The sequence below is a fragment of the Bradyrhizobium diazoefficiens USDA 110 genome, assembly GCF_000011365.1.
GTDB classification, from domain to species: Bacteria; Pseudomonadota; Alphaproteobacteria; order Rhizobiales; family Xanthobacteraceae; genus Bradyrhizobium; species Bradyrhizobium diazoefficiens.
Genome location: NC_004463.1, coordinates 4,958,896 through 4,978,432, shown reverse-complemented (window position 1 = coordinate 4,978,432; position 19,537 = coordinate 4,958,896). Strand labels below are relative to the sequence as shown.

Annotated in this window: 19 protein-coding genes; 10 read left to right on the top strand and 9 right to left on the bottom strand. The window is 65.5% G+C overall.

Annotated elements, in window-relative coordinates:
* Positions 1–78: 78 nt before the first annotated feature.
* Both mazG and BJA_RS22445 read left to right on the top strand, forming a co-directional pair.
* Positions 79–897 (top strand): nucleoside triphosphate pyrophosphohydrolase, encoded by an 819-nt coding sequence (mazG, locus tag BJA_RS22450; RefSeq protein ID WP_011087265.1) that lies wholly within the window; start codon positions 79–81, stop codon positions 895–897.
* Positions 898–912: 15 nt separating this feature from the next.
* Positions 913–1,371, top strand: a complete 459-nt coding sequence (locus tag BJA_RS22445; RefSeq protein ID WP_011087264.1) for a GNAT family N-acetyltransferase — start codon at positions 913–915, stop codon at positions 1,369–1,371.
* A gap of 57 nt (positions 1,372–1,428) precedes the next feature.
* Here BJA_RS22445 and hflX read toward each other — a convergent pair whose 3' ends face one another.
* From hflX to dusB, 7 genes are all read right to left on the bottom strand, one after another.
* Positions 1,429–2,811, bottom strand: a complete 1,383-nt coding sequence (gene hflX / locus BJA_RS22440) for a GTPase HflX (protein WP_038967571.1) — start codon at positions 2,809–2,811, stop codon at positions 1,429–1,431.
* Positions 2,812–2,822: 11 nt separating this feature from the next.
* Positions 2,823–3,071, bottom strand: coding sequence for an RNA chaperone Hfq (hfq, locus tag BJA_RS22435; protein ID WP_007591126.1), 249 nt, complete (start codon positions 3,069–3,071; stop codon positions 2,823–2,825).
* 289 nt (positions 3,072–3,360) lie between these two features.
* Entirely contained in the window at positions 3,361–4,731 is a 1,371-nt protein-coding gene (locus BJA_RS22430; RefSeq protein ID WP_011087262.1) for a sigma-54-dependent transcriptional regulator, read from the bottom strand.
* Between the two features lie 17 nt (positions 4,732–4,748).
* On the bottom strand, positions 4,749–7,175 hold the full coding sequence (locus BJA_RS22425; RefSeq protein WP_038967572.1) for a sensor histidine kinase NtrY-like: 2,427 nt from the start codon (positions 7,173–7,175) through the stop codon (positions 4,749–4,751).
* 492 nt (positions 7,176–7,667) lie between these two features.
* Positions 7,668–9,110 carry a nitrogen regulation protein NR(I) gene (gene ntrC, locus BJA_RS22420; protein ID WP_011087260.1) on the bottom strand — a complete coding sequence of 481 codons (1,443 nt, stop codon included), beginning with the start codon at positions 9,108–9,110 and terminating at the stop codon, positions 7,668–7,670.
* 9 nt (positions 9,111–9,119) lie between these two features.
* Positions 9,120–10,295, bottom strand: a complete 1,176-nt coding sequence (locus BJA_RS22415) for a two-component system sensor histidine kinase NtrB (protein ID WP_011087259.1) — start codon at positions 10,293–10,295, stop codon at positions 9,120–9,122.
* A complete protein-coding gene (gene dusB, locus BJA_RS22410) occupies positions 10,292–11,293 on the bottom strand; it encodes a tRNA dihydrouridine synthase DusB (RefSeq protein ID WP_161537076.1) in 1,002 nt (333 codons plus the stop codon). Before dusB ends, BJA_RS22415 begins: the two co-directional genes overlap by 4 nt.
* Positions 11,294–11,572: 279 nt before the next feature.
* On the opposite strand from dusB, the gene BJA_RS22405 reads away from it, so the two are divergent.
* Positions 11,573–12,769, top strand: a complete 1,197-nt coding sequence (locus BJA_RS22405; protein WP_011087257.1) for a bifunctional 2-C-methyl-D-erythritol 4-phosphate cytidylyltransferase/2-C-methyl-D-erythritol 2,4-cyclodiphosphate synthase — start codon at positions 11,573–11,575, stop codon at positions 12,767–12,769.
* Between the two features lie 3 nt (positions 12,770–12,772).
* Positions 12,773–13,381: a CinA family protein gene (locus BJA_RS22400; RefSeq protein WP_011087256.1), complete on the top strand. Its 609-nt coding sequence runs from the start codon at positions 12,773–12,775 to the stop codon at positions 13,379–13,381.
* Between the two features lie 134 nt (positions 13,382–13,515).
* On the opposite strand, the gene BJA_RS22395 is transcribed toward BJA_RS22400, so the two are convergent.
* The gene (locus BJA_RS22395) at positions 13,516–13,716 is read right to left on the bottom strand and encodes a hypothetical protein (RefSeq protein WP_129557617.1); all 201 of its coding nucleotides are present in this window, start codon (positions 13,714–13,716) and stop codon (positions 13,516–13,518) included.
* Positions 13,717–13,905: 189 nt separating this feature from the next.
* Here BJA_RS22395 and BJA_RS22390 point away from each other — a divergent pair, with 189 nt between their 5' ends.
* Genes BJA_RS22390 through BJA_RS22370 form a run of 6 tightly spaced genes read left to right on the top strand, consistent with a single transcriptional unit; the run spans position 13,906 to position 18,952 of the window.
* A complete protein-coding gene (locus BJA_RS22390; protein WP_231166733.1) occupies positions 13,906–14,517 on the top strand; it encodes a c-type cytochrome in 612 nt (203 codons plus the stop codon).
* An 11-nt stretch (positions 14,518–14,528) separates the two neighbouring features.
* Complete coding sequence (locus BJA_RS22385; RefSeq protein ID WP_162494096.1) at positions 14,529–15,773, top strand: cytochrome c; 1,245 nt, start codon at positions 14,529–14,531, stop codon at positions 15,771–15,773.
* A gap of 18 nt (positions 15,774–15,791) precedes the next feature.
* Positions 15,792–15,968, top strand: a complete 177-nt coding sequence (locus tag BJA_RS42385; protein WP_028174068.1) for a hypothetical protein — start codon at positions 15,792–15,794, stop codon at positions 15,966–15,968.
* Positions 15,965–16,528: a cytochrome c oxidase subunit II gene (locus BJA_RS22380; RefSeq protein WP_011087253.1), complete on the top strand. Its 564-nt coding sequence runs from the start codon at positions 15,965–15,967 to the stop codon at positions 16,526–16,528. The genes BJA_RS42385 and BJA_RS22380 overlap by 4 nt, the downstream gene beginning before the upstream one ends.
* Entirely contained in the window at positions 16,515–18,137 is a 1,623-nt protein-coding gene (locus BJA_RS22375) for a b(o/a)3-type cytochrome-c oxidase subunit 1 (RefSeq protein ID WP_011087252.1), read from the top strand. Before BJA_RS22380 ends, BJA_RS22375 begins: the two co-directional genes overlap by 14 nt.
* Positions 18,137–18,952 (top strand): c-type cytochrome, encoded by an 816-nt coding sequence (locus BJA_RS22370; protein WP_038967574.1) that lies wholly within the window; start codon positions 18,137–18,139, stop codon positions 18,950–18,952. Before BJA_RS22375 ends, BJA_RS22370 begins: the two co-directional genes overlap by 1 nt.
* 110 nt (positions 18,953–19,062) lie before the next feature.
* Here BJA_RS22370 and BJA_RS22365 read toward each other — a convergent pair whose 3' ends face one another.
* On the bottom strand, positions 19,063–19,533 hold the full coding sequence (locus tag BJA_RS22365; RefSeq protein ID WP_011087250.1) for a type II toxin-antitoxin system RatA family toxin: 471 nt from the start codon (positions 19,531–19,533) through the stop codon (positions 19,063–19,065).
* Positions 19,534–19,537: the final 4 nt, after the last annotated feature.

Here is a 19,537-nt window from a genome sequence, read left to right as displayed (position 1 = left end):
GCCCGTTCCGTCGCGCCGCGCTGGGATCGGCGGGCCGCTTTTGGCATAAGGCTGGAGACCCAGGAGCAATGGCCCGCAATGACCCCTTCCCGCGACATTTCCCGCCTGATCGAGATCATGGCCGCGCTGCGCACGCCGGTGACCGGCTGTCCCTGGGACCTCGAGCAGAATTTTGCGACCATCGCGCCCTACACGATCGAGGAAGCCTATGAGGTGGTGGACGCCATCACCCGCGGCGATCTCGACGATTTGCGTGAAGAGCTCGGCGACCTCCTGCTCCAGGTCGTGTTCCACGCCCAGATGGCTTCGGAGCAGAACGCGTTCGCCTTTGGAGACGTGGTCGAGGCCATCACCCGCAAGATGATCCGGCGGCATCCCCATGTCTTCGCCGACAAGGACGGCAATCTCGCCTCCTCCCACGTCAAGGAAGTCTGGGACCGCATCAAGGCCGAGGAGAAAGCCGAGCGCGCTGCGCGCCGGCCGCCGGAGGAAGCTCCGTCGCACAAATCCCTGCTCTCGGGCGTGAAGGCCGGCCAGCCTGCGCTGACCCGCGCCATGGAGCTGCAGCGCAAGGCCTCCACCGTCGGCTTCGACTGGAACGACCCGCGCGCGGTGCTGGCAAAAATCCGCGAGGAAGCCGACGAGATCGAGGCCGCGCTGGATCGCAATGACAAGCAGGAGATCGCCGAAGAGACCGGCGATTTGATGTTCGCCCTCGTCAACCTCGCCCGCCATGTCGATGCCGATCCGGAAGCCGCGCTGCGCGCGACCAACGCAAAGTTCGAGCGCCGCTTTGCCTATATCGAGCGCTCTCTGGAAGCGCAGGGCCGGACGCTGGAGCAGGCGTCGCTGGCGGAAATGGACGCGCTGTGGAATGCGGCGAAGACGGCAATCTGATGCGGGGGGCGCGACGTGGAAATCAGGCAGGACGATCCGACGGCCCCCTATGTCGCCTATTTGTTGGCGCATCATCTGGAAGAGCTCCGCAGCGTCATGGGCGAGCATGCGCAGGCGCTGGACGCGAGCGGTCTTTCGGCTGCGAGCGTCACGTTCTGGACGGCCTGGCAGGGTGATGTGCTGGCTGGATTCGGGGCTTTGAAGCAATTGGATGAGACGCACGGCGAAGTGAAGTCGATGCGCGCTGCGCCCACTGCGCGGCGTAGCGGGGTCGGACGCGCTCTGCTGCACCACATCATTGCCGAGGGCCGCAAGCGAGGATATCAGCAACTCAGTTTGGAGACGGGCACAGCGCCGCTGCACGCTCCCGCCATCTCGCTGTACCGGAGCGCCGGTTTCGTATCCTGCGAGCCGTTCGCTGACTATCAGGCGAGCCCGCACAACCAGTTCATGCGCCTCGACCTGTCCAAGTGATCTTCTCGGTTCGTAGCCCGGTCGGAGCGAAGCGCAATCCGGGACGCGAAGCGTGGCTTACGCCGACAGACGCGGCACGGCGTCGAACCGGTTCACCACGATATCGCGCTTGGTCTCGTCCACCCGCACGGTCATGTCGAAGCGGCCGTCGTGCAGCTCCTTGGTCAGCACCTCGGAATTGCGGTGCAGCCAGCTGATTCCGGCACCGTCGCCGGCGTCGATCGAGAGATCGAGCGTGGTGCGTTTGGCCGCAAGCCGCTCCTCGATCGCGGCGAGCAGCGCGTCGACCCCCTCGCCTGACACGGCCGAGACCAGCATCGCCGGATGATCCTCCGGCCTGCGCGCGGCGATGTTCAAGAGCTCTTCGCGCTGCTCGGCGTCGTAACGGTCGATCTTGTTCCAGACCTCGATGATGCGGCCGGAATCGTCGGGATTGATGCCGAGCTGGCGCAGCACCGCGTCGACGTCGCTCTGCTGCGCCTCGGCGTCCTCATGCGAGATATCGCGGACATGCAGGATGACGTCGGCTTCCAGCACCTCCTCCAGCGTGGCGCGGAAGGCGGCGATGAGCTGCGTCGGCAGATTGGAGATGAAGCCGACGGTGTCGGACAGCATCGCCTTGCCGCCATGCGGCAGGGTGAGCGCGCGCAGGGTCGGATCGAGGGTTGCAAACAGCATGTCGGCGGCCTGCACGTCGGCGCGCGTCAGGCGGTTGAACAGCGTCGACTTGCCGGCATTGGTGTAGCCGACCAATGCGACGACGCGATACGGCACGCGCTGGCGCCCGGCGCGATGCAGCCGCCGCGTCGCCTGCACCTTCTTCAGTTCGCCCTCGAGCTTGGAGATGCGCTCCTGGATCAGGCGGCGGTCGGCCTCGATCTGCGTCTCGCCGGGACCGCCCATGAAGCCGAAACCGCCGCGCTGGCGTTCCAGATGGGTCCAGGATCGCACAAGGCGCGAGCGCTGGTAGTTGAGATGCGCGAGCTCGACCTGGAGCGAGCCTTCCTTGGTCTTGGCGCGGCGGCCGAAGATTTCCAGGATCAGGCCGGTGCGGTCGAGCACCTTGGCGTGCAGCTCCTTCTCGAGGTTGCGCTGCTGGATCGGCGCCAGCGCGCAATCCATCACCACGAGCTCGACGTCGAGGCTCTTGGCCAGCGCGGCGATCTCCTCGACCTTGCCCTTGCCGATATAGGTGGCGGGACGGATCTGGCTGATCGGCGCGATGATGGCGTCGGCGATGATGAGATCGATCGCGCGCGCGAGGCCCGCGGCTTCATCGAGCCGGGCCTCGGCGTCACGCACGACATGGCTTTCCGATTGCGCGTCGGTACCGCCCGCGCGCACACGCAAGTAGGGGCCGATGACAAGCACCCGCCCCGTTTGCTTAGCCCCTGCCGGCCGCGAACGGTCGGCATCCCCGTCGAAATTCCGGGGTTCCAATCAGGTCACTCTCAAGCCGGCTGATCCTCGCCGCCTTCGAACAGCTGGATCGGAGCGCCCGGCATGATGGTCGAGATCGCATGCTTGTAGACGAGCTGCGAGTGACCGTCGCGCCGAAGCAGCAAACAGAAATTGTCGAACCAGGTCACGATGCCCTGGAGCTTCACTCCGTTGACCAGAAAGATCGTCAGTGGCGTCTTGGTTTTGCGAACGTGATTAAGGAAGGTGTCCTGTAGGTTTTGTGCGCGGTCTGCCGCCATTGTTTTTTTCTCGCTTTGAGTTTCTTTTTATTGCACCGGTTGCGGCCCTCTTTGTGAAATTCGGGGCCTCTTCCGGTTGCCGCTCCTCATGAGATCCCCCTCGGAGGAACAGCGGTTCGATTAGAGGACAGGTCGGGATATTAGGCAAGCCGCTTCACGCGGCAGCCCATGCCCTATTGCCCCGAAAAACTACGGAAATCGATGATTTTCCTCGCTTATCCCTGACGAGCCGCCACGACGTCGCGGCCATTTCTGTATGCGGACCGGTATCCAATTCGCTCGCAGCGTTCTAACCGACGCCGAGTGCCTTCAGCTTTCGATGCAGTGCCGACCGTTCCATGCCAACGAACTCAGCCGTGCGAGAAATATTTCCTGAAAAACGGCTGATCTGTGCAATCAAATAGTCGCGCTCGAACACTTCGCGCGCTTCGCGCAACGGCAGGCCCATGATGTGCTCGCCATTGTTGCTGGTCGGCATCGCCGGCACCATCGAGCCGACGTCCTGCGGCAGCATGTCGGCGGTGATGATGACCTCCGGTCCGCCCGCGGCCAGAATCATGACTCTTTCAACGTTGTTGCGGAGCTGGCGCACATTGCCGGGCCAGACATGCGATTGCAGCACTGCCATCGCGTCCTGTCCGATCTGCCGCTTGGGCAGGCCGCTGCCGGCCGAGATCTGCTCCATGAAGTAGTCGATCAGCTCCGGAATATCCTCGCGCCGCTCCGAGAGTGCGGGCACGCGGATCGGCACGACCGAGAGGCGATGATAGAGGTCCTCGCGGAAATGGCCGGCCGCGATCTCCTCCTCCAGGTTGCGCGCCGTCGAGGAGATGATGCGCACGTCGACCTGCACTTTGCCGGTGCCGCCGACGCGCTGGAACGACTGCTCGACCAGCACGCGCAAGATCTTGTTCTGGGTCTCGCGCGGCATGTCCGCGATCTCGTCGATGAACAGCGTACCGCCATGCGCCTCTTCGAGCGCGCCCGGCTTGCGCGGCTGCTCGCCATTGGACTGCTCGACGCCGAACAGCTCGTGCTCCATGCGCTCGGGCGTGATCGCGGCGGCGTTGATGACGACGAAGGGACCGTCGGCGCGGCCCGAGGCCGTGTGCAGCGTGCGCGCAGTCAGCTCCTTGCCGGCGCCGGCGGGGCCGACGATCAGGATGCGGCTGTTGGCCTTGGCCGCGCGCTCGATGGTCTGGCGCAGCTGGTTCATGCTGGGCGAGCGGCCGACCAGCGAGCTTGCACTCGGTGCGAGCTGCTTCAGCTCCTTGACCTCGCGCTTGAGCCGCGAGTTCTCCAGCGCTCGGTTGGCGACCAGGATCAGCCGGTCCGCCTTGAACGGCTTCTCGATGAAGTCGTAGGCGCCACGCTTGATTGCGGCGACCGCGGTCTCGATGTTGCCGTGGCCGGAGATCATCACGACCGGCAGGTCGGCATTGTCCTTCTTGACCTGCTCCAGGAGCTGCAAGCCGTCGAGCTTGGAGCCCTGGAGCCAGATGTCGAGGAACACCAGATGCGGCCTGCGGTTGGCGATTTCGGCCAGGGCCGAGTCGCTGTCGCGTGCAGTCCGGGTGACGAACCCCTCGTCCTCGAGGATGCCCGCAACGAGATCCCGAATATCGGCCTCATCATCGACAATCAGAATTTCACTTGCCATGGGTCGCGCCTGTCTTGTCAGCTGCCTGTTGAGGCTTCGATCTTCGTTGAATCATTGGTCTTTTCAGCCGGCTCTTTGGTTTCGGCTGCCGGCCCTTTTGTTTCGGTGCCCTTGATGGATTCCTTGGCGATTTCCGCTTCCTTCGCCGCATCCTTGACCGTTTCCGCGGTCGCTTCCTCGCGCGTATTCTTGACGGCCGGCGCCTGCTCGGTCCCTTCGGTCTTCGCCGGCGTGCCGGAGATCGCAAAGCGCATCCGCATCCAGGCGCCGCGCTGGCCTGCGCGGAAGTCGGAGGCGTCCTTCAACTCGATGCGCCCGCCATGGTCTTCCAGCACGCGGCCGACGATCGCAAGGCCAAGGCCGGTGCCCTTAGCCCGCGTCGTCACATACGGCTCGAGCAGCCGCGAGCGCGCCACCTTGGGCAGGCCGATGCCATTGTCGATGACGTCGATCAGCACGTCCTCGCCCTCGCGCGACACCACGACGTCGATGCGGCCCTTGCCGAGCTCTTCCGGCGGGACCTGCTCGATTGCCTCGGTGGCGTTCTTGACGATGTTGGTGACCGCCTGCGAGATCAGCCGGCGGTCGAACTGGGCGCGCAACGGATCTTCCTTGAACTCGGCCTCGATATCGAGCTCGGGGTGGGCGACCTTCATCAGGAACACCGCCTGCCGCACGGTGTCGACGACGTCCTCGCCCTCCATCACCGGTTTCGGCATCCGCGCGAAGCGCGAGAATTCGTCGACCATGCGCCTGATGTCGTCGACCTGGCGCACGATGGTGTCGGTGCACTGCTCGAAGATCTGCTTGTCCTTGGTCTCGGTGATGTCCTTGCCGAACTTGCGGCGGATGCGCTCGGCCGAGAGCTGGATCGGCGTCAGCGGGTTCTTGATCTCATGGGCGATGCGGCGCGCCACATCGCCCCAGGCCGAGGTGCGCTGTGCCGACACCAGCTCGGTGATGTCGTCGAGCGTGATGATGTAGCTGTCGTGCGGCTGGTTCTTCTCGGCGCTGACGCGGACCGAGAGGTTGCGCTCCTGTCCGTCGCGGGTGATCGTGATCTGGCCCTGCACCAGGCGCTGGGTGCCTTCCCGCGCCGTCTTCATCATCTCGTCGAGCTCCGGCAGGACGTCGGAGAGCGCATGGCCGAGCGTCTCCGCTTCGGAGTGCCCGATCAGCTTCTCGGCGGAGCGGTTGAGGATGCCGACGCTGCCCGAAGTATCGACGCCGATGATGCCGGCGCTCGCCGAGGACAGCACCGCTTCGATGAAGCGGCGACGGCTGTCGATGAGGTCGCTGGCGTTGACCAGTTCGTCGCGCTGGCTGCGCAATTCCTGCGTCATCTTGTTGAAGGTTTCGCCGAGCTGGGCGAGATCGCCCTCCGACTGGTGCACCGGCACCTTCACGTGAAGGTCGCCGGTCGAGACCGTGTGGGCCGCGTTCATCAGCCGCCGGATCGGCGAGACCAGCGAGTTGGCGAAGTTCAGCCCGATCAGCACCGAAGCCATCAGGATGGTCAGCGCGATCACCGCGAACATCAGCGCGAAGGCGACCTGGATGCCGAGCCGCCGCGACTCGATCTGGGCATATTCGGCGACGCTGACCTCGGTCTGCTTGAGCTGGTTGACCACGTTCGGATCGAGCGGCCGCGCGACATAGAGGAAGGTGTCGCTGAAGGCGCGCAGGCGGATCACCGCGGCGACGAAGCTCGCATCCGGCAGCACCGCGATCTCGGGCTCGGACTCGTTGACGTTGCTGAGGAAGTCCGGCGCCGGCGGCGAATAGGCCAGCCGCATGCCGGTGTCGGCGGATTCCAGGATGTTGGTGTTCTTGTCGATGATCATCGCGCCCGGCAGATTGCGGGAGCTGGCACTGGCCGTCAGCAGCTCGCGAAACGACCGCCGATCCTGGTCGTAGAGCGGCCGGGCGTGCGCGATATCGTTGGCCATGCCGAGAATGTCGCCGCGGATCAGCTGCGCATGGTCCTGCATATAGGCCCGCGCGATGTTCAGCGAATTCTGGATGACCTGCTTGGTCGGCCCGGAGAACAACCGGTCGAGGCCGCGCTCGAGGGTGACGTTGGCGACGACGGAAACCAGCACGGCCGGCAGCACCGCCACGATCGAAAAGAGGCTGACGATCTGGACATGGAGACGTGCCGCCGCCCTGCCCCGCCGGCGCGCCAGGATGAGCTGCCAGAGCTCGCGGACGATGATCCCGACCAGGAGCAGGATCGTGCCCGCATTCATCAGATAGAACGTGCGGACCACCTCCGGCGTCGGATCGATCCTGGTGAGGCCAGTCAGGACCAGGAAGGTCAGCAGGCCCGACAGCAGCGCCAGCGCCACGGCAAAGGGCGCCAGCCAGCGTCGCGGCGACCAGCGTCGGGGCTCTTCAGCTGGGGCCGTGTCAAAGGATGCGGCCGAGGTGTCTGCGCTGGTCATTCCGGCAATGGGTGCTGAAAACAGGGGTCCGCGACGGCGGCGGATACTGATGTATTCGTACCACATTGTTGCCGAATTGCGACAATTCCGCGGCGCCCCCACCGCGACGGACCGGCGCATCCACAGGGCACGCCGGGCCAGCGGGAACGGAATCCGTCCATTCCGGCTTGACTGGGATGGACAGGTTCTTTCTCGCGATAATGGTCGCGGCCGTTCTGCTGCTGATCGTGGCTTCCGACCTGCTGGTCAACGGCCCCGGCAGACAGGCACCGGCTGACGTGGCCATGCTGCCGGCATCAGCCCGACTGGTCAGATAGGCGCGAGACCGCACCCCGCGGTCGAATGACTCATTTGAATGTTCCGGCGGAACAATTCAGTCCGATTCGGACTTCTGCTCACCGCGTCAGCCATCAAGGCCAGCGCGATCCGGACAGGCTCAGCTCCGCCTTGGTTAGGGGGAGCTGAGCCACCGCCCGAGGCGGCGAGCTAGAACTAGCCCCCGCTCCGATAGACCTGGATGTCGAGGTCCCGGATCTTCTTGCGCAGGGTGTTGCGGTTGAGGCCGAGCAGGTCCGCGGCGCGGATCTGGTTGCCGCGGGTCGCCGCCAGCGCGGCCGTGAGCAGCGGCACCTCGATCTCCTTGAGGATGCGGTGATAGAGGCCCGGCGGCGGCACGCCGTTCGGAAAGCCCTGGAAGTGCGAGGACAGATACGCCTCCACCGCGCCGCCGAGATTGTCGACGCCCTGCTGGACCGCAGCACCCGGGCTGACCGAGGGCGGCGCAAGCTCGCCGTCGATGACGGAGGCCGTGATCACGTCCTGCGGATAGAGCGCCGCGAGGCGCCGGGCGAGATTTTCGAGCTCGCGCACGTTGCCGGGCCAGCGGTGCTGCTTCAGCCGCTCCAGCGCCAGCGTATCCAGCTTCTTCGGCGGCAGGCCGTCCTTCTCGGCCAGCGCGAAGAAGTGGCGCACGAGATCCGGCAGATCCTCGATGCGCTCGCGCAAGGGAGGCAGCCGCAACGGCACGACGTTGAGTCGGAAGAACAGGTCCTCGCGGAACAGGCCCTGCTGGATCAGCACGCGCAGATCCTTGTTGGAGGCCGCAACGATCCGCACGTCGGTCTTGATCGGGGTGCGGCCGCCGACGGTGGTGTATTCGCCCTGCTGGAGCACGCGCAGCAGGCGGGTCTGCGCCTCCATCGGCATGTCGCCGATCTCGTCGAGGAACAGCGTGCCGCCCTCGGCCTGCTCGAACCGGCCCGAGGCGCGGGTGTTGGCGCCGGTGAAGGCGCCGCGCTCATGGCCGAACAGCTCGGACTCGATCAGGTCGCGCGGGATCGCCGCCATGTTGACGGCGACGAACGGGCCGTTGCGGCGCTTGCCGTAATCGTGCAGCGCGCGCGCCACCAGCTCCTTGCCGGTTCCGGACTCACCCGTGATCATCACGGTGAGGTCGGTCTGCATCAGGCGCGCCAGCACGCGGTAGATTTCCTGCATCGCCGGCGAACGGCCGACCAGCGGGATCGCCTCCATCTCGGCGTCCTCGTCCGGCGTCGAGGTTCGCTCCTTCGGCTCGGCGAGCGCACGGCCGACGATGGCGATCAGCTCCTTCAGGTCGAAGGGCTTCGGCAGATACTCGTACGCCCCGCGCTCGGAGGCGCGGATCGCCGTCATGAAGGTGTTCTGCGCGCTCATGACGATGACGGGCAAATTCGGCCGCATCTTCTTGATCCGCGGCAGCAGGTCGAAGGCGTTTTCGTCCGGCATCACCACGTCGGTGATGACGAGATCGCCCTCCCCCTGGCTGACCCAGCGCCATAGCGTTGCGGCATTGCCGGTGAGCCTGACCTCATAGCCGGCGCGGGACAGAGCCTGATTGAGAACCGTGCGGATGGCGGTGTCGTCATCTGCAACGAGAATGCTACCTGCGGGCATTGTTAATCCTCATTTTGCCCCCTGTGATGCAGACGACGACTTCCCGGCAGAGCCGTCGCGACTGCTGTGATCGGCATGTTTGACCGATGTGGAATACATCGGCATCAGCACGCGGAAGGTGGTCTTGCGCGGCTGAGATTCGCATTCGATGATGCCCCCGTGATCGCCGACGATCTTTGCGACCAGGGCGAGGCCCAGACCCGAGCCGGTCTGCTTGGTGGTCACGAAGGGATCGAACAGGTTGGGCAGAAGATCGTCCGGCACGCCTGGTCCGTTGTCCCTCACGCAGAATTCGAGCGGCAAGGATACCCGGGATTTTTGACCGGGGACTGACAGGCGCACGCCGGGGCGGAACGCGGTGGTGAGCTGGATCTCGGCATCGGGCACGTCGATCAAGGCTTCGGCGGCGTTCTTCACGAGATTGAGGAACACCTGGATCAGCTGATCCTGGTTCGCCAGCACCGGCGGCAGCGAGGGATCGTAGTCCTCGATGAAGCGGATGTTGCGGGCAAAGCCCGACTGCGCCAGCCGCTTCACGTGATCGAGCACCGAATGGATATTGACCGGCCCGCGCACCACGGGACGCTCGTCGCCGAACACCTCCATGCGGTCGACCAGCGTCACGATGCGGTCGGCCTCGTCGCAGATCAGCCGCGTCAGCATGCGGTCCTCGGACGAGGCCTGCTGCTCCAGCAGCTGCGCCGCGCCGCGGATGCCGGAGAGCGGATTCTTGATCTCATGCGCGAGCATCGCTGCTAGCGCTATCACCGAGCGCGCGGCGCTGCGATGGGTGAGCTGCCGATCCATCTTGTCGGCGATGGTGCGCTCCTGAAGCATCACCACGATATGGCCGGGCCGCTCGGTGAGCGGGGCGACGTGCAGATCGACCTGGCGATCGCCGCCCATGCGGGGCGTGCCCAAATCGACCTTGTATTCGTTCACCGGCGAGTTCGACGAGCGCACCTGGTCGATCAGCGCCAGCAAGGGGCTGCCGAACGGCACCAGCTCTTTCAGCGACTGCCGCTTCAGGAATTGCGTCGAGATCTCAAAGAAGGCTTCGGTTGCGATGTTGGCGGCGACGATCTTGCCGTCCGGCCCGATCAGGAGCACGGGATTGGGAAGCGCGTCCAGGATCGCATCGCTGTCGGACGGTAGCGGCCGACGTTGTTCAGCGGCTGAGCTCATGCAGCAGCGCTCCATGCGAAGTCGTCGAAGGCATCTTGCAGTGACTGGTGGACGAGGCGGGGATCTTCGGACGTCAGAATTGTCCGGCGCCAGGATTTCAGCTTCTCGACCGGCGCGCGGCTCGCATCGGCGGCGACGTCGAGCGCCCAGCCGAGATGCTTGCGGGCATGCTTGAGACCGACGCGCAGGCCGTAGAGCGCGCACACGCCTTCATAAAGCGTGCGGACATAATGGAGTTGCGTCGCGAGCGACGGCGTGGCTTCCGCCGCCCCGCCCTTCAGGCGCCGGCCGATCTGGCCGGGCAGCCAGGGCTGGCCCTGTGCGCCGCGGCCGATCATCACGGCGTCGGCGCCGGAGGATTCGAGCGCCGCGAGCGCCTTCTCGTACGAGGTGATGTCGCCGTTGACGATGAGCGGAATCGAGATCGCCTCGCGCACGGTGCGGATCGCATCCCAATCGGCCTCGCCCTTGTAGAACTGGCAGCGGGTGCGGCCATGCACGGTCACGAGCTTGATACCCGCGGCTTCCGCGCGCCGCGCCAGTTCCGGCGCATTGCGGCTGCGGTCGTCCCAGCCGAGCCGCATCTTCAGCGTCACCGGCACCTTCACCGCCGCGATCGTCGCATCGATCAGGCCGACAGCGTGGTCGAGATCGCGCATCAGGGCCGAGCCGGACTGGCCGCCCGTGACGTGGCGGGCCGGACAGCCCATATTGATGTCGATGATATCGGCGCCTTCCGCTTCGGCGATCCGGGCGCCTTCGGCCATCCAGTGCGCCTCGCAGCCGGCGAGCTGCACCACGTGCGGACCGATTCCGGTCGCTTCGCAGCGCAACCGGGACATCCGGTGGCCGTTGGCGAGCTCATCGCTGGCGGTCATTTCGGACACCACCAGACCTGCCCCAAGCTCGGCGACCAACCGCCGGACGGGCGAGTCAGTCACTCCCGACATCGGTGCCAGGAAGACCGGGGTGGCGACCTCAATATCGCCTATTTTCAAGGGCTTGGAGCCTGATCCTGCCGAGCCGGTCACAGTGGTCTCATTCACTCGCAGGGCCTCATCGCACCTGCCATGACCTATCTTGCGCACAATTCTTGTGCAGTCAAGCGTCATGCCTACAGTTTAGACAGTTCTGCAAATCTTTCAAGTGCAGTGCAGCAAATTGCTGTTTCCCACAATCCAGGGAAACCCCCTTTTTTTGCGGGCCTGCCGTGCTAGAGGCATGCCGGCAATCACCCACTTCCGACTCTTTCATTAGCAACTGAGTATTTGAGTCCTATGGCGAAATCACAGCGCACCGCAGTCGTTCTTGTCGCGGCAGGTCGCGGCCTGCGCGCCGGTGCCGGCGGGCCGAAGCAATATCGCGAGATCGGCGGGCAGCCCGTGATCTATCGCGCCATGGAAGCCTTCAGCCGCCACCCCGACGTGTTTGCAGTGCAGCCCGTGGTCAACCCCGACGACAGCGCCATGTTCACGGCAGCGGTCGCTGGATTGAAGCACGAGCCGCCGACCAATGGCGGCGCCACGCGCCAGGCCTCGGTGCTTGCCGGTCTCGAAGCGCTCGCAAAGCACCAGCCCGACATCGTCCTGATCCACGACGCCGCGCGTCCCTTCGTCTCGGACGGTGTGATCTCGCGCGCGATCGATGCGGCGAGCCGCACCGGCGCCGCGATCCCCGTCGTTCCCGTCACCGACACCATCAAGCTCACCGGCGCGAGCGGCAACGTCGAGGACACGCCGGATCGGGCCCGCCTGCGGATCGCGCAGACGCCGCAATCCTTTCGTTTCGATGTCATCCTCGAGGCGCATCGTCGCGCGGCGAAGGACGGGCGCAGCGATTTCACCGATGATGCCGCGATTGCCGAATGGGCGGGATTGACGGTTGCAACCTTTGAAGGCGATGTTGCCAACATGAAGCTCACCACTCCCGAAGATTTCGTGCGCGAGGAAGCGCGCCTGGCCGCCCAGCTCGGCGACATCAGGACCGGCACGGGCTACGACGTCCACGCCTTCGGCGAAGGCGACCACGTCATGATCTGCGGCGTCCGCGTGCCGCACAGCAAGGGTTTTCTCGCGCATTCCGACGGCGATGTCGGCCTGCATGCGCTGGTGGATGCCATCCTCGGCGCGCTGGCCGACGGCGACATCGGCTCGCACTTCCCGCCGAGCGATGCGAAGTGGAAGGGCGCCTCCTCCGACCAGTTCCTGAAATACGCCATCGAACGCGTCGCCCAGCGCGGCGGCCGCGTCGCCAATCTCGAGGTGACGATGATCTGCGAGCGGCCAAAGATCGGCCCCCTGCGCGACACCATGCGCGCGCGCATCGCCGAGATCTCCGGCGTCGACATCTCGCGCGTCGCGGTGAAGGCGACGACCAGCGAGCGGCTCGGCTTCACCGGCCGCGAGGAAGGCATCGCGGCCACCGCGAGCGCCACCATCCGCCTGCCGTTTAACGAGAAGACCTGGAGCGTCTAGGCCATGGCCGGCAGCGACGCACGCGCCCTCTCCCGCTCGCTGCTCGATTTGTGCCGGATGCGCAAGCTGACGATCGCCACGGCCGAGTCCTGCACCGGCGGGCTCGTTGCCGGCGCGCTGACCGACATCCCCGGCTCCTCCGACGTGATCGACCGCGGCTTCGTCACCTATTCCAACGACGCCAAGCGCGCGATGCTCGGCGTTGAAGCAGGTACGCTCGCCAATTTCGGCGCCGTCAGCAAGGAGACCGCAACCGCGATGGCGATCGGCGCGCTGGAGCGTGCCGGTGTCGACCTCGCGGTCGCCATCACGGGCATCGCCGGCCCTGGCGGCGCCACGCCCGGCAAGCCGGTCGGCCTCGTGCACTTCGCCGCCGCCGCACGCGACGGCCGCATCATCCACCGCGAGCACCGTTTCGGCGCGATCGGCCGCACCGCGGTGCGTCAGCGCTCCGTCGTCGAGGCGCTGCGCATGCTGATGGATCTCGCCCGCGGCCCGCAAGTCACGGCCAAGCCACAACGCGCCGCCGCGAGCCGCTTGCGCCCCCGTGTGACACGCTCGCCGCGCCGGCATGCGGCGAAGCGCAGGCCGCCGCGGTCACCGCGGGGGTGAGTCCCGTAGCCCGGGTGAGCGAAGCGATACCCGGGACGCCGCAGCAGAAGTCCCGCATGTCGCCAGATCGGTGTCCGCGATTTCCTTGAAGATCGTCAGAGTAATGTGGTCCACGGTCAATCCCTGTAGGCCACTCAACATCCGTTAGCTTCAGCGTAGCGATCTTCCGCCTTCTGAACCCAGCTGTGTTTTGTGTCGAGGTCAATGGAAGCACGAAACAAGGCTCGGGCAAGACGCGCGGCGAGACTGAGATGCCGCGCTTGCTTTTCAAAAAGCACGCAAATCTTGTCGAATCCGATCGTTATATGCAGTGCAAGAGCGCGACCAAACGTCATCGTCCCCATCCGAACTTGCGCGCGACCATATTGGCGCAATAATGCCGCTCTATGTTGTGGTCCGGAATCAACCGGCCCAGCCTTCTGGAGGGCGACGAATTGTTCGCTCGCACCACTGCTCTGGCCATTGCCATCTTGGCCGCCCTTGACGGCGCAGCCGCACAAACGGCCAACCAGCCGCCGGATACGATGGCGGCGCGGGTCGAGGCCTGCACGCCCTGTCACGGCAACAAGGGCGAAGGCACCAGCGACGTCTATTTCCCGCGCCTCGCCGGCAAGCCCGCCGGTTATCTCTACAACCAGCTCCTCGCCTTCCGCAGCGGCCGGCGCAAATATCCGCCGATGAACTATCTGCTGGAATTCCTGCCGGATCCGTATCTGGAGGCGATGGCGGAGTATTTTGCCACCGAGCACCCGCCGCTGCCGCAACCGGCGCCGAGCGAGGTCAGCAAGGACGTGCTGGCGCAGGGCGAGCAGCTTGCGACCAGCGGCGATGCGGGCCGCAACATTCCGGCCTGTGTGAGCTGCCATGGTCCCGGACTCACGGGCATGCAGCCCGGCATCCCCGGACTGCTCGGCTTGCGCGCGCCTTACATCAGCGCCCAACTCGGCGCCTGGCGCTACGGCAACCGCACGGCGAAATCGCCCGACTGCATGCAGCTCGTCGCCGGCCATTTGACCGAGGCCGACGTCACCGCCGTTGCAGCCTGGCTCGCGACGCGGCCGGCGCCCGCGAACCCGGCTCCCGTGCCGAAAGGCACCTACGCGCTGCCTTTTGGCTGCGGCAGCCAGCCCAACTGACGAGGCGGATGATGGGCTCAAGACTGTCGATCACGCTCCTCGCTCTCGCCGCGTTCACGACGGCCGCGCAGGCGCAGGACAAAGACAAGACCGGCGATATCATCGCGCGCGGCGAATATCTCGCCCGCGCCGGCGATTGCACCGCCTGCCACACCGCACCGGAAGGCCGCCTGTTCGCCGGCGGCCGCGCCATGCCGACGCCGTTCGGCACGCTCTACACCTCCAACATCACGCCCGATCCGGAGACCGGGATCGGCAAATGGAGCGCCGACGATTTCTACAGGACGATGCACAATGGCCGCTTCCCGGATGGCGGGCTGATCTATCCGGCGATGCCGTTCGCCTCCTACACCAAGGTGACGCGCGCCGACAGCGACGCGATTTTCGCCTACCTGCGCTCGATCCCGCCGGTCAGCCAGAGGAACAGGCCGCACGAGCTGCGCTTTCCCTATGACAACCGTCAGCTCATCCTCGGCTGGCGCACGCTGTTCTTCAGCGAGGGCGAGTTCAAGCCGGACCCGACCAAGTCTGCCGAGTGGAACCGCGGCGCCTATCTGGTCGAGGGCCTCGGCCATTGCGGCATGTGTCACTCACCGATCAACGCGCTCGGCGGCACTTCGCAATCGGACGCCTTCAAGGGCGGCCTGATCCCGATGCAGAACTGGTACGCGCCCTCGCTCACGTCCAACCGCGAGGCGGGACTCGGCGACTGGAGCATCAAGGACATCACCGACCTGCTCCAGACCGGCGTTTCGGCGCGCGGGGTCGTCTACGGCCCGATGGCCGAAGTCGTGCACAACAGCCTGCAATATCTGAGCGACGAGGACACCAAGGCGATGGCGGTGTACCTCAAGGGCATCTCGGAGCCCTCTCCGCCGCCACCGGCGAGCTCGGCGCTGCCGACCACCGAGAGCAGCCTGCTGATCAGCCTCGGCAAGACCGTCTATGACAAGAACTGCGCGAGCTGTCATGGCACGCAGGGCGAAGGCAAGCCGCCGCACTGGCCGCCGCTCGCCAACAACCAGTCAATCGAGATGCAGTCGGCGGTCAACCCGATCCGCATGGTGCTCAACGGCGGCTATCCGCCGGGCACCAATGGCAATCCGATGCCTTACGGCATGCCGCCGTTCGCCGGCCTGCTCTCCGACAACGAGGTCGCCGCCGTCGTCTCCTACATCCGCACCGCCTGGGGCAATCGCGGCACGCCGGTCTCGGCCCGCGAGGCCAACGAGCTGCGCTCCGCACCGCTGAACTGAGGACGCCAGAGATCCATCATGATCAATTCCGATCCGCCGACCAGCCCAGCCGCCGCCGACCACGCTGTCGAGGAAGTCGTCGCGCAAGGCCCGTCCGGCGCGATCGTGCTCGCCGGCATCGCCACGGCCTGCGTGGTCGCGATGTGGCTCGCCTTCTATCTGTTCGTCTTCCTGCCGCGCGGATCGCTGCAATGAGCGCAGAGGACACCCATGGCAGCGCCGAGGTCGCGGCCCGTGTCGAGCGGCGCTGGGCGACTATTGCCGTGATCATCGTCGTGGGCATGGCGCTGCTGGCGGCTTTCGCCGGCATCCATCGCGCGACCATGCCGCAACCGCGTGTCGAGACCACCGATCCATCGCGGATTCATCTTTCGGGCGAATTCGTCGAGAGCAATCTCGGCAGCGTGCTCGAGGCCAACGGCAATGTGACGGTGCGCGCGATCGGCCAGCAATATTCCTTCACGCCGGCCTGCATCGTGGTGCCCGTGGACACGCCGATCACGCTCCGCGCCACCAGCGCCGACGTCGTGCACGGCATCCTGATCCAGGGCACCAATGTCAACACCATGCTGGTGCCGGGCTACATCTCAGAGCAGCTGATGCGCTTTACCAGGACCGGCGACTATCTGATGCCCTGCCAGGAGTTTTGCTCCTTCGGCCACGAGGGCATGTGGGGCAAGGTCGAGGTGATCGACAAGTCCGACTTCGCCGATCGTGCGAAGGGCGGCGGGAGGCTGAGCTGTGTTGGCCAATAGAAAGCTCATCCTCGCCCATTTCTGGTTTGCATTTGCGCTGTTCGGCGTCGCGCTGACGCTCGGCGCCTGGCAGATGTTCATCCGCAGCCCGATCGGCACCTGGCTCTCCAACCCCGAGCTCTACTACCGCTCGCTGACGGCGCACGGCACGGTGATGGGCTACGTGTTCCCGACCCTGGTCGCGATGGGTTTTGGCTACGCCATCAGCGAGTCCGCGCTGGAGCAGCGCCTGGTCGGCGTGCGCTGGGCCTGGGCCGGCTTCTGGCTGATCGTTGCCGGCAGCATCATGGCCGTGATCCCGGTCGCGCTCGGGCGCGCCTCGGTGCTCTACACCTTCTATCCGCCGCTGATCGGCAACGTCTTCTACTATCTCGGCGTCGTGCTGGTCGTGGTCGGCTCATGGATCTGGGTCGCGCTGATGTCGGTCAATCTGCGCGTCTGGCGAAAAGCCCATCCCGGCGCGCCGGTGCCGCTCGCGATGTTCGCCAATGTCGCCGGCTCCTATCTGTGGGCGTGGACCGCGGTCGGCGCCGCGCTCGAGCTGTTGCTCCAGATCATTCCGGTCGCGGCGGGGCTGAAGGCGACGATCGACGCCGGTCTTGCCCGCGTGTTCTTCTCCTGGACGCTGCACGCCATCGTCTATTTCTGGCTGATGCCGACCTACATCGCCTATTACACCATCGTGCCGCGCGCGATCGGCGGCCGGGTCTATTCCGACAGCATGGCGCGGATCTCCTTCATCCTGTTCCTGGTGGTGGCGATGCCGATCGGCATGCACCACACCTTCGCCGATCCGCAGGTCGGCGCCGGCTTCAAGTTCATCCATTCGGCCTTCACCGCACTGGTCGCACTGCCGACGCTGCTGACCGTGTTCACGATCTGCGCCTCGGTCGAGATCGCCGCGCGCCTGCGCGGGGGCCGCGGCCTGTTTGGCTGGATTCGGGCGCTGCCATGGGACAATCCGATGATGCTGGCGCTCGCGTTCTCGTTCGTCATGCTCGGCTTCGGCGGCGCCGGCGGCCTCATCAACATGAGCTATCAGCTCGACGCGTCGATCCACAACACGCAGTGGATCACCGGCCATTTCCACCTGATCTTCGGCGGCGCCATCGTGATCATGTATTTCGCGATCGCCTATGATCTGTGGCCGCATCTCACCGGGCGCGAGCTGACCGACCTTCGCCTGATCCGCACCCAGCTCTGGCTGTGGTTCGTCGGCATGATCGTCACGACATTCCCCTGGCACTGGGTCGGCATCCTGGGCATGCCGCGCCGCATGGCCTATTTCGACTTCGGCGATCCCGCGATCGCGCCGCAGGCGCTCTCCGTCACATTCTCCGCGATTGGCGGTTTCATCCTGCTGACCTCGGGCATCATATTCCTGGTCATTCTGGCCCGAGGGATGCGTGCGCCTCAGGCTGATGCCGGCCCCTATCGCTTCGCGCTGGCGGTGCATCAGCCGGCGACGGTGCCGGTCGCGCTCAACACCCATGCGCTGTGGGTGGCGCTGATGATCGCCCTGACCATCACCAATTACGGCTATCCGATCCTGACGCTGGCACTGACCGAGGGCACGTCGGTGCCGGCCGTCTATGTGGGAGCGCAGTGATGAGCACGCGCGACCTCTTCACCTTCCGTAACGGCCATTTCAAGATTGGCGTTGGCATCACCGCCGCGATGCTCGTCGTGACGGCGATCGCAGGCTTCATCGTGCTGCCCTTCGCGCAGCCCTGGGTGCAGTTCGCCAATGTCTGGGATGCGATCTGTAGCGCCGCCGGCGTGCCGCGGCGCGCGGCAAGCGTGACGGCGCCCGAGCAGAGCATGCGTCTGTCGGAGGTCGTGCTCACCTCGCACACGCTGTCGCGTCCGAGCCAGGAGGCGATTGGCCGCGGCGCCACGCTCGCGCAGCGCTGCGCGATCTGCCATGGCCCGACCGGCATCAGCCGCGCGGACTCGCCCAACCTCGCCGGTCAGTATGCGGCCGTGATCTACAAGGAGCTGCACGATTTCCGCTCAGGCGCGCGCACCAATGCCGTGATGTCGCCGTTTGCCGTCAACCTGACCGACCAGGAGATCGCCGACCTCGCGAACTACTACGCCTATCTGCCGCGGCTACCAGCCTATCATCCGACGCCGCTTCTGCCGAAACCCAACATCGTCATCTACGGCGCGCCGATCCGCGGCATCGCGCCGTGCGGCGCCTGCCATGGCAGCCTCGACAACAAGACCGGCAGCCCGTGGCTGGAGGGGCAATCCGAGGCCTATATGAAGGCGCAGCTGCAGGCCTTTGCCTCAGGCGAGCGGCGCAACGACATCAGCCAGCAGATGCGCAACATCGCCCGCGCGATGACGCCACAGGAGATCGAGCAGGCCGCGGCGTATTATGCCTCGCAGCCGCCGGATATCGTGAAGGCCGTTGATTGAGCCCCGCTGTCATTGCGAGCGTAGCGAAGCAATCCAGAATCCATCCGCGGAAAGGCTCTGGATTGCTTCGTCGCAAGGGCTCCTCGCAATAACGGCGGAGAGGCTACGCCTTACGTCGACGCCAGCTTCGGCCGGCCGTAGACCGCATCCGCGCGCTTCTCGAACGCGGTGGAAAACCGCGCGAACGCGGCGTCGAACATCGAGCCCATCAGCATCGCCAGCATGCGGCTCTTGAACTCGTAGGCGAGGAAGAACCCGACGTCGCAGACGCCCTCGCCCTTGGGCTCGAACGTCCAGCGGTTTTCCAGATTACGGAACGGGCCTTGCAGATATTCGACGAGGATTTTCAGGTTGGCACGGTCGAGCGTCACGCGGCTGGTGAAGGATTCCTTGACTAGCTTGAACGACACCGTCATGTCGGCGACCAGCACCTCGGTGCCGTCGGGCTTCGCCATGCGCTGGCGGACCTTCAGCGCGCTGCACAGCGGCACGAACTCCGGGTAGCGCTCGACATCGGCGACCAGATCAAACATCTCGGACGCACTGTGGTTGACGCGGTGCTTGCTCGAAACTCGATGCATGATA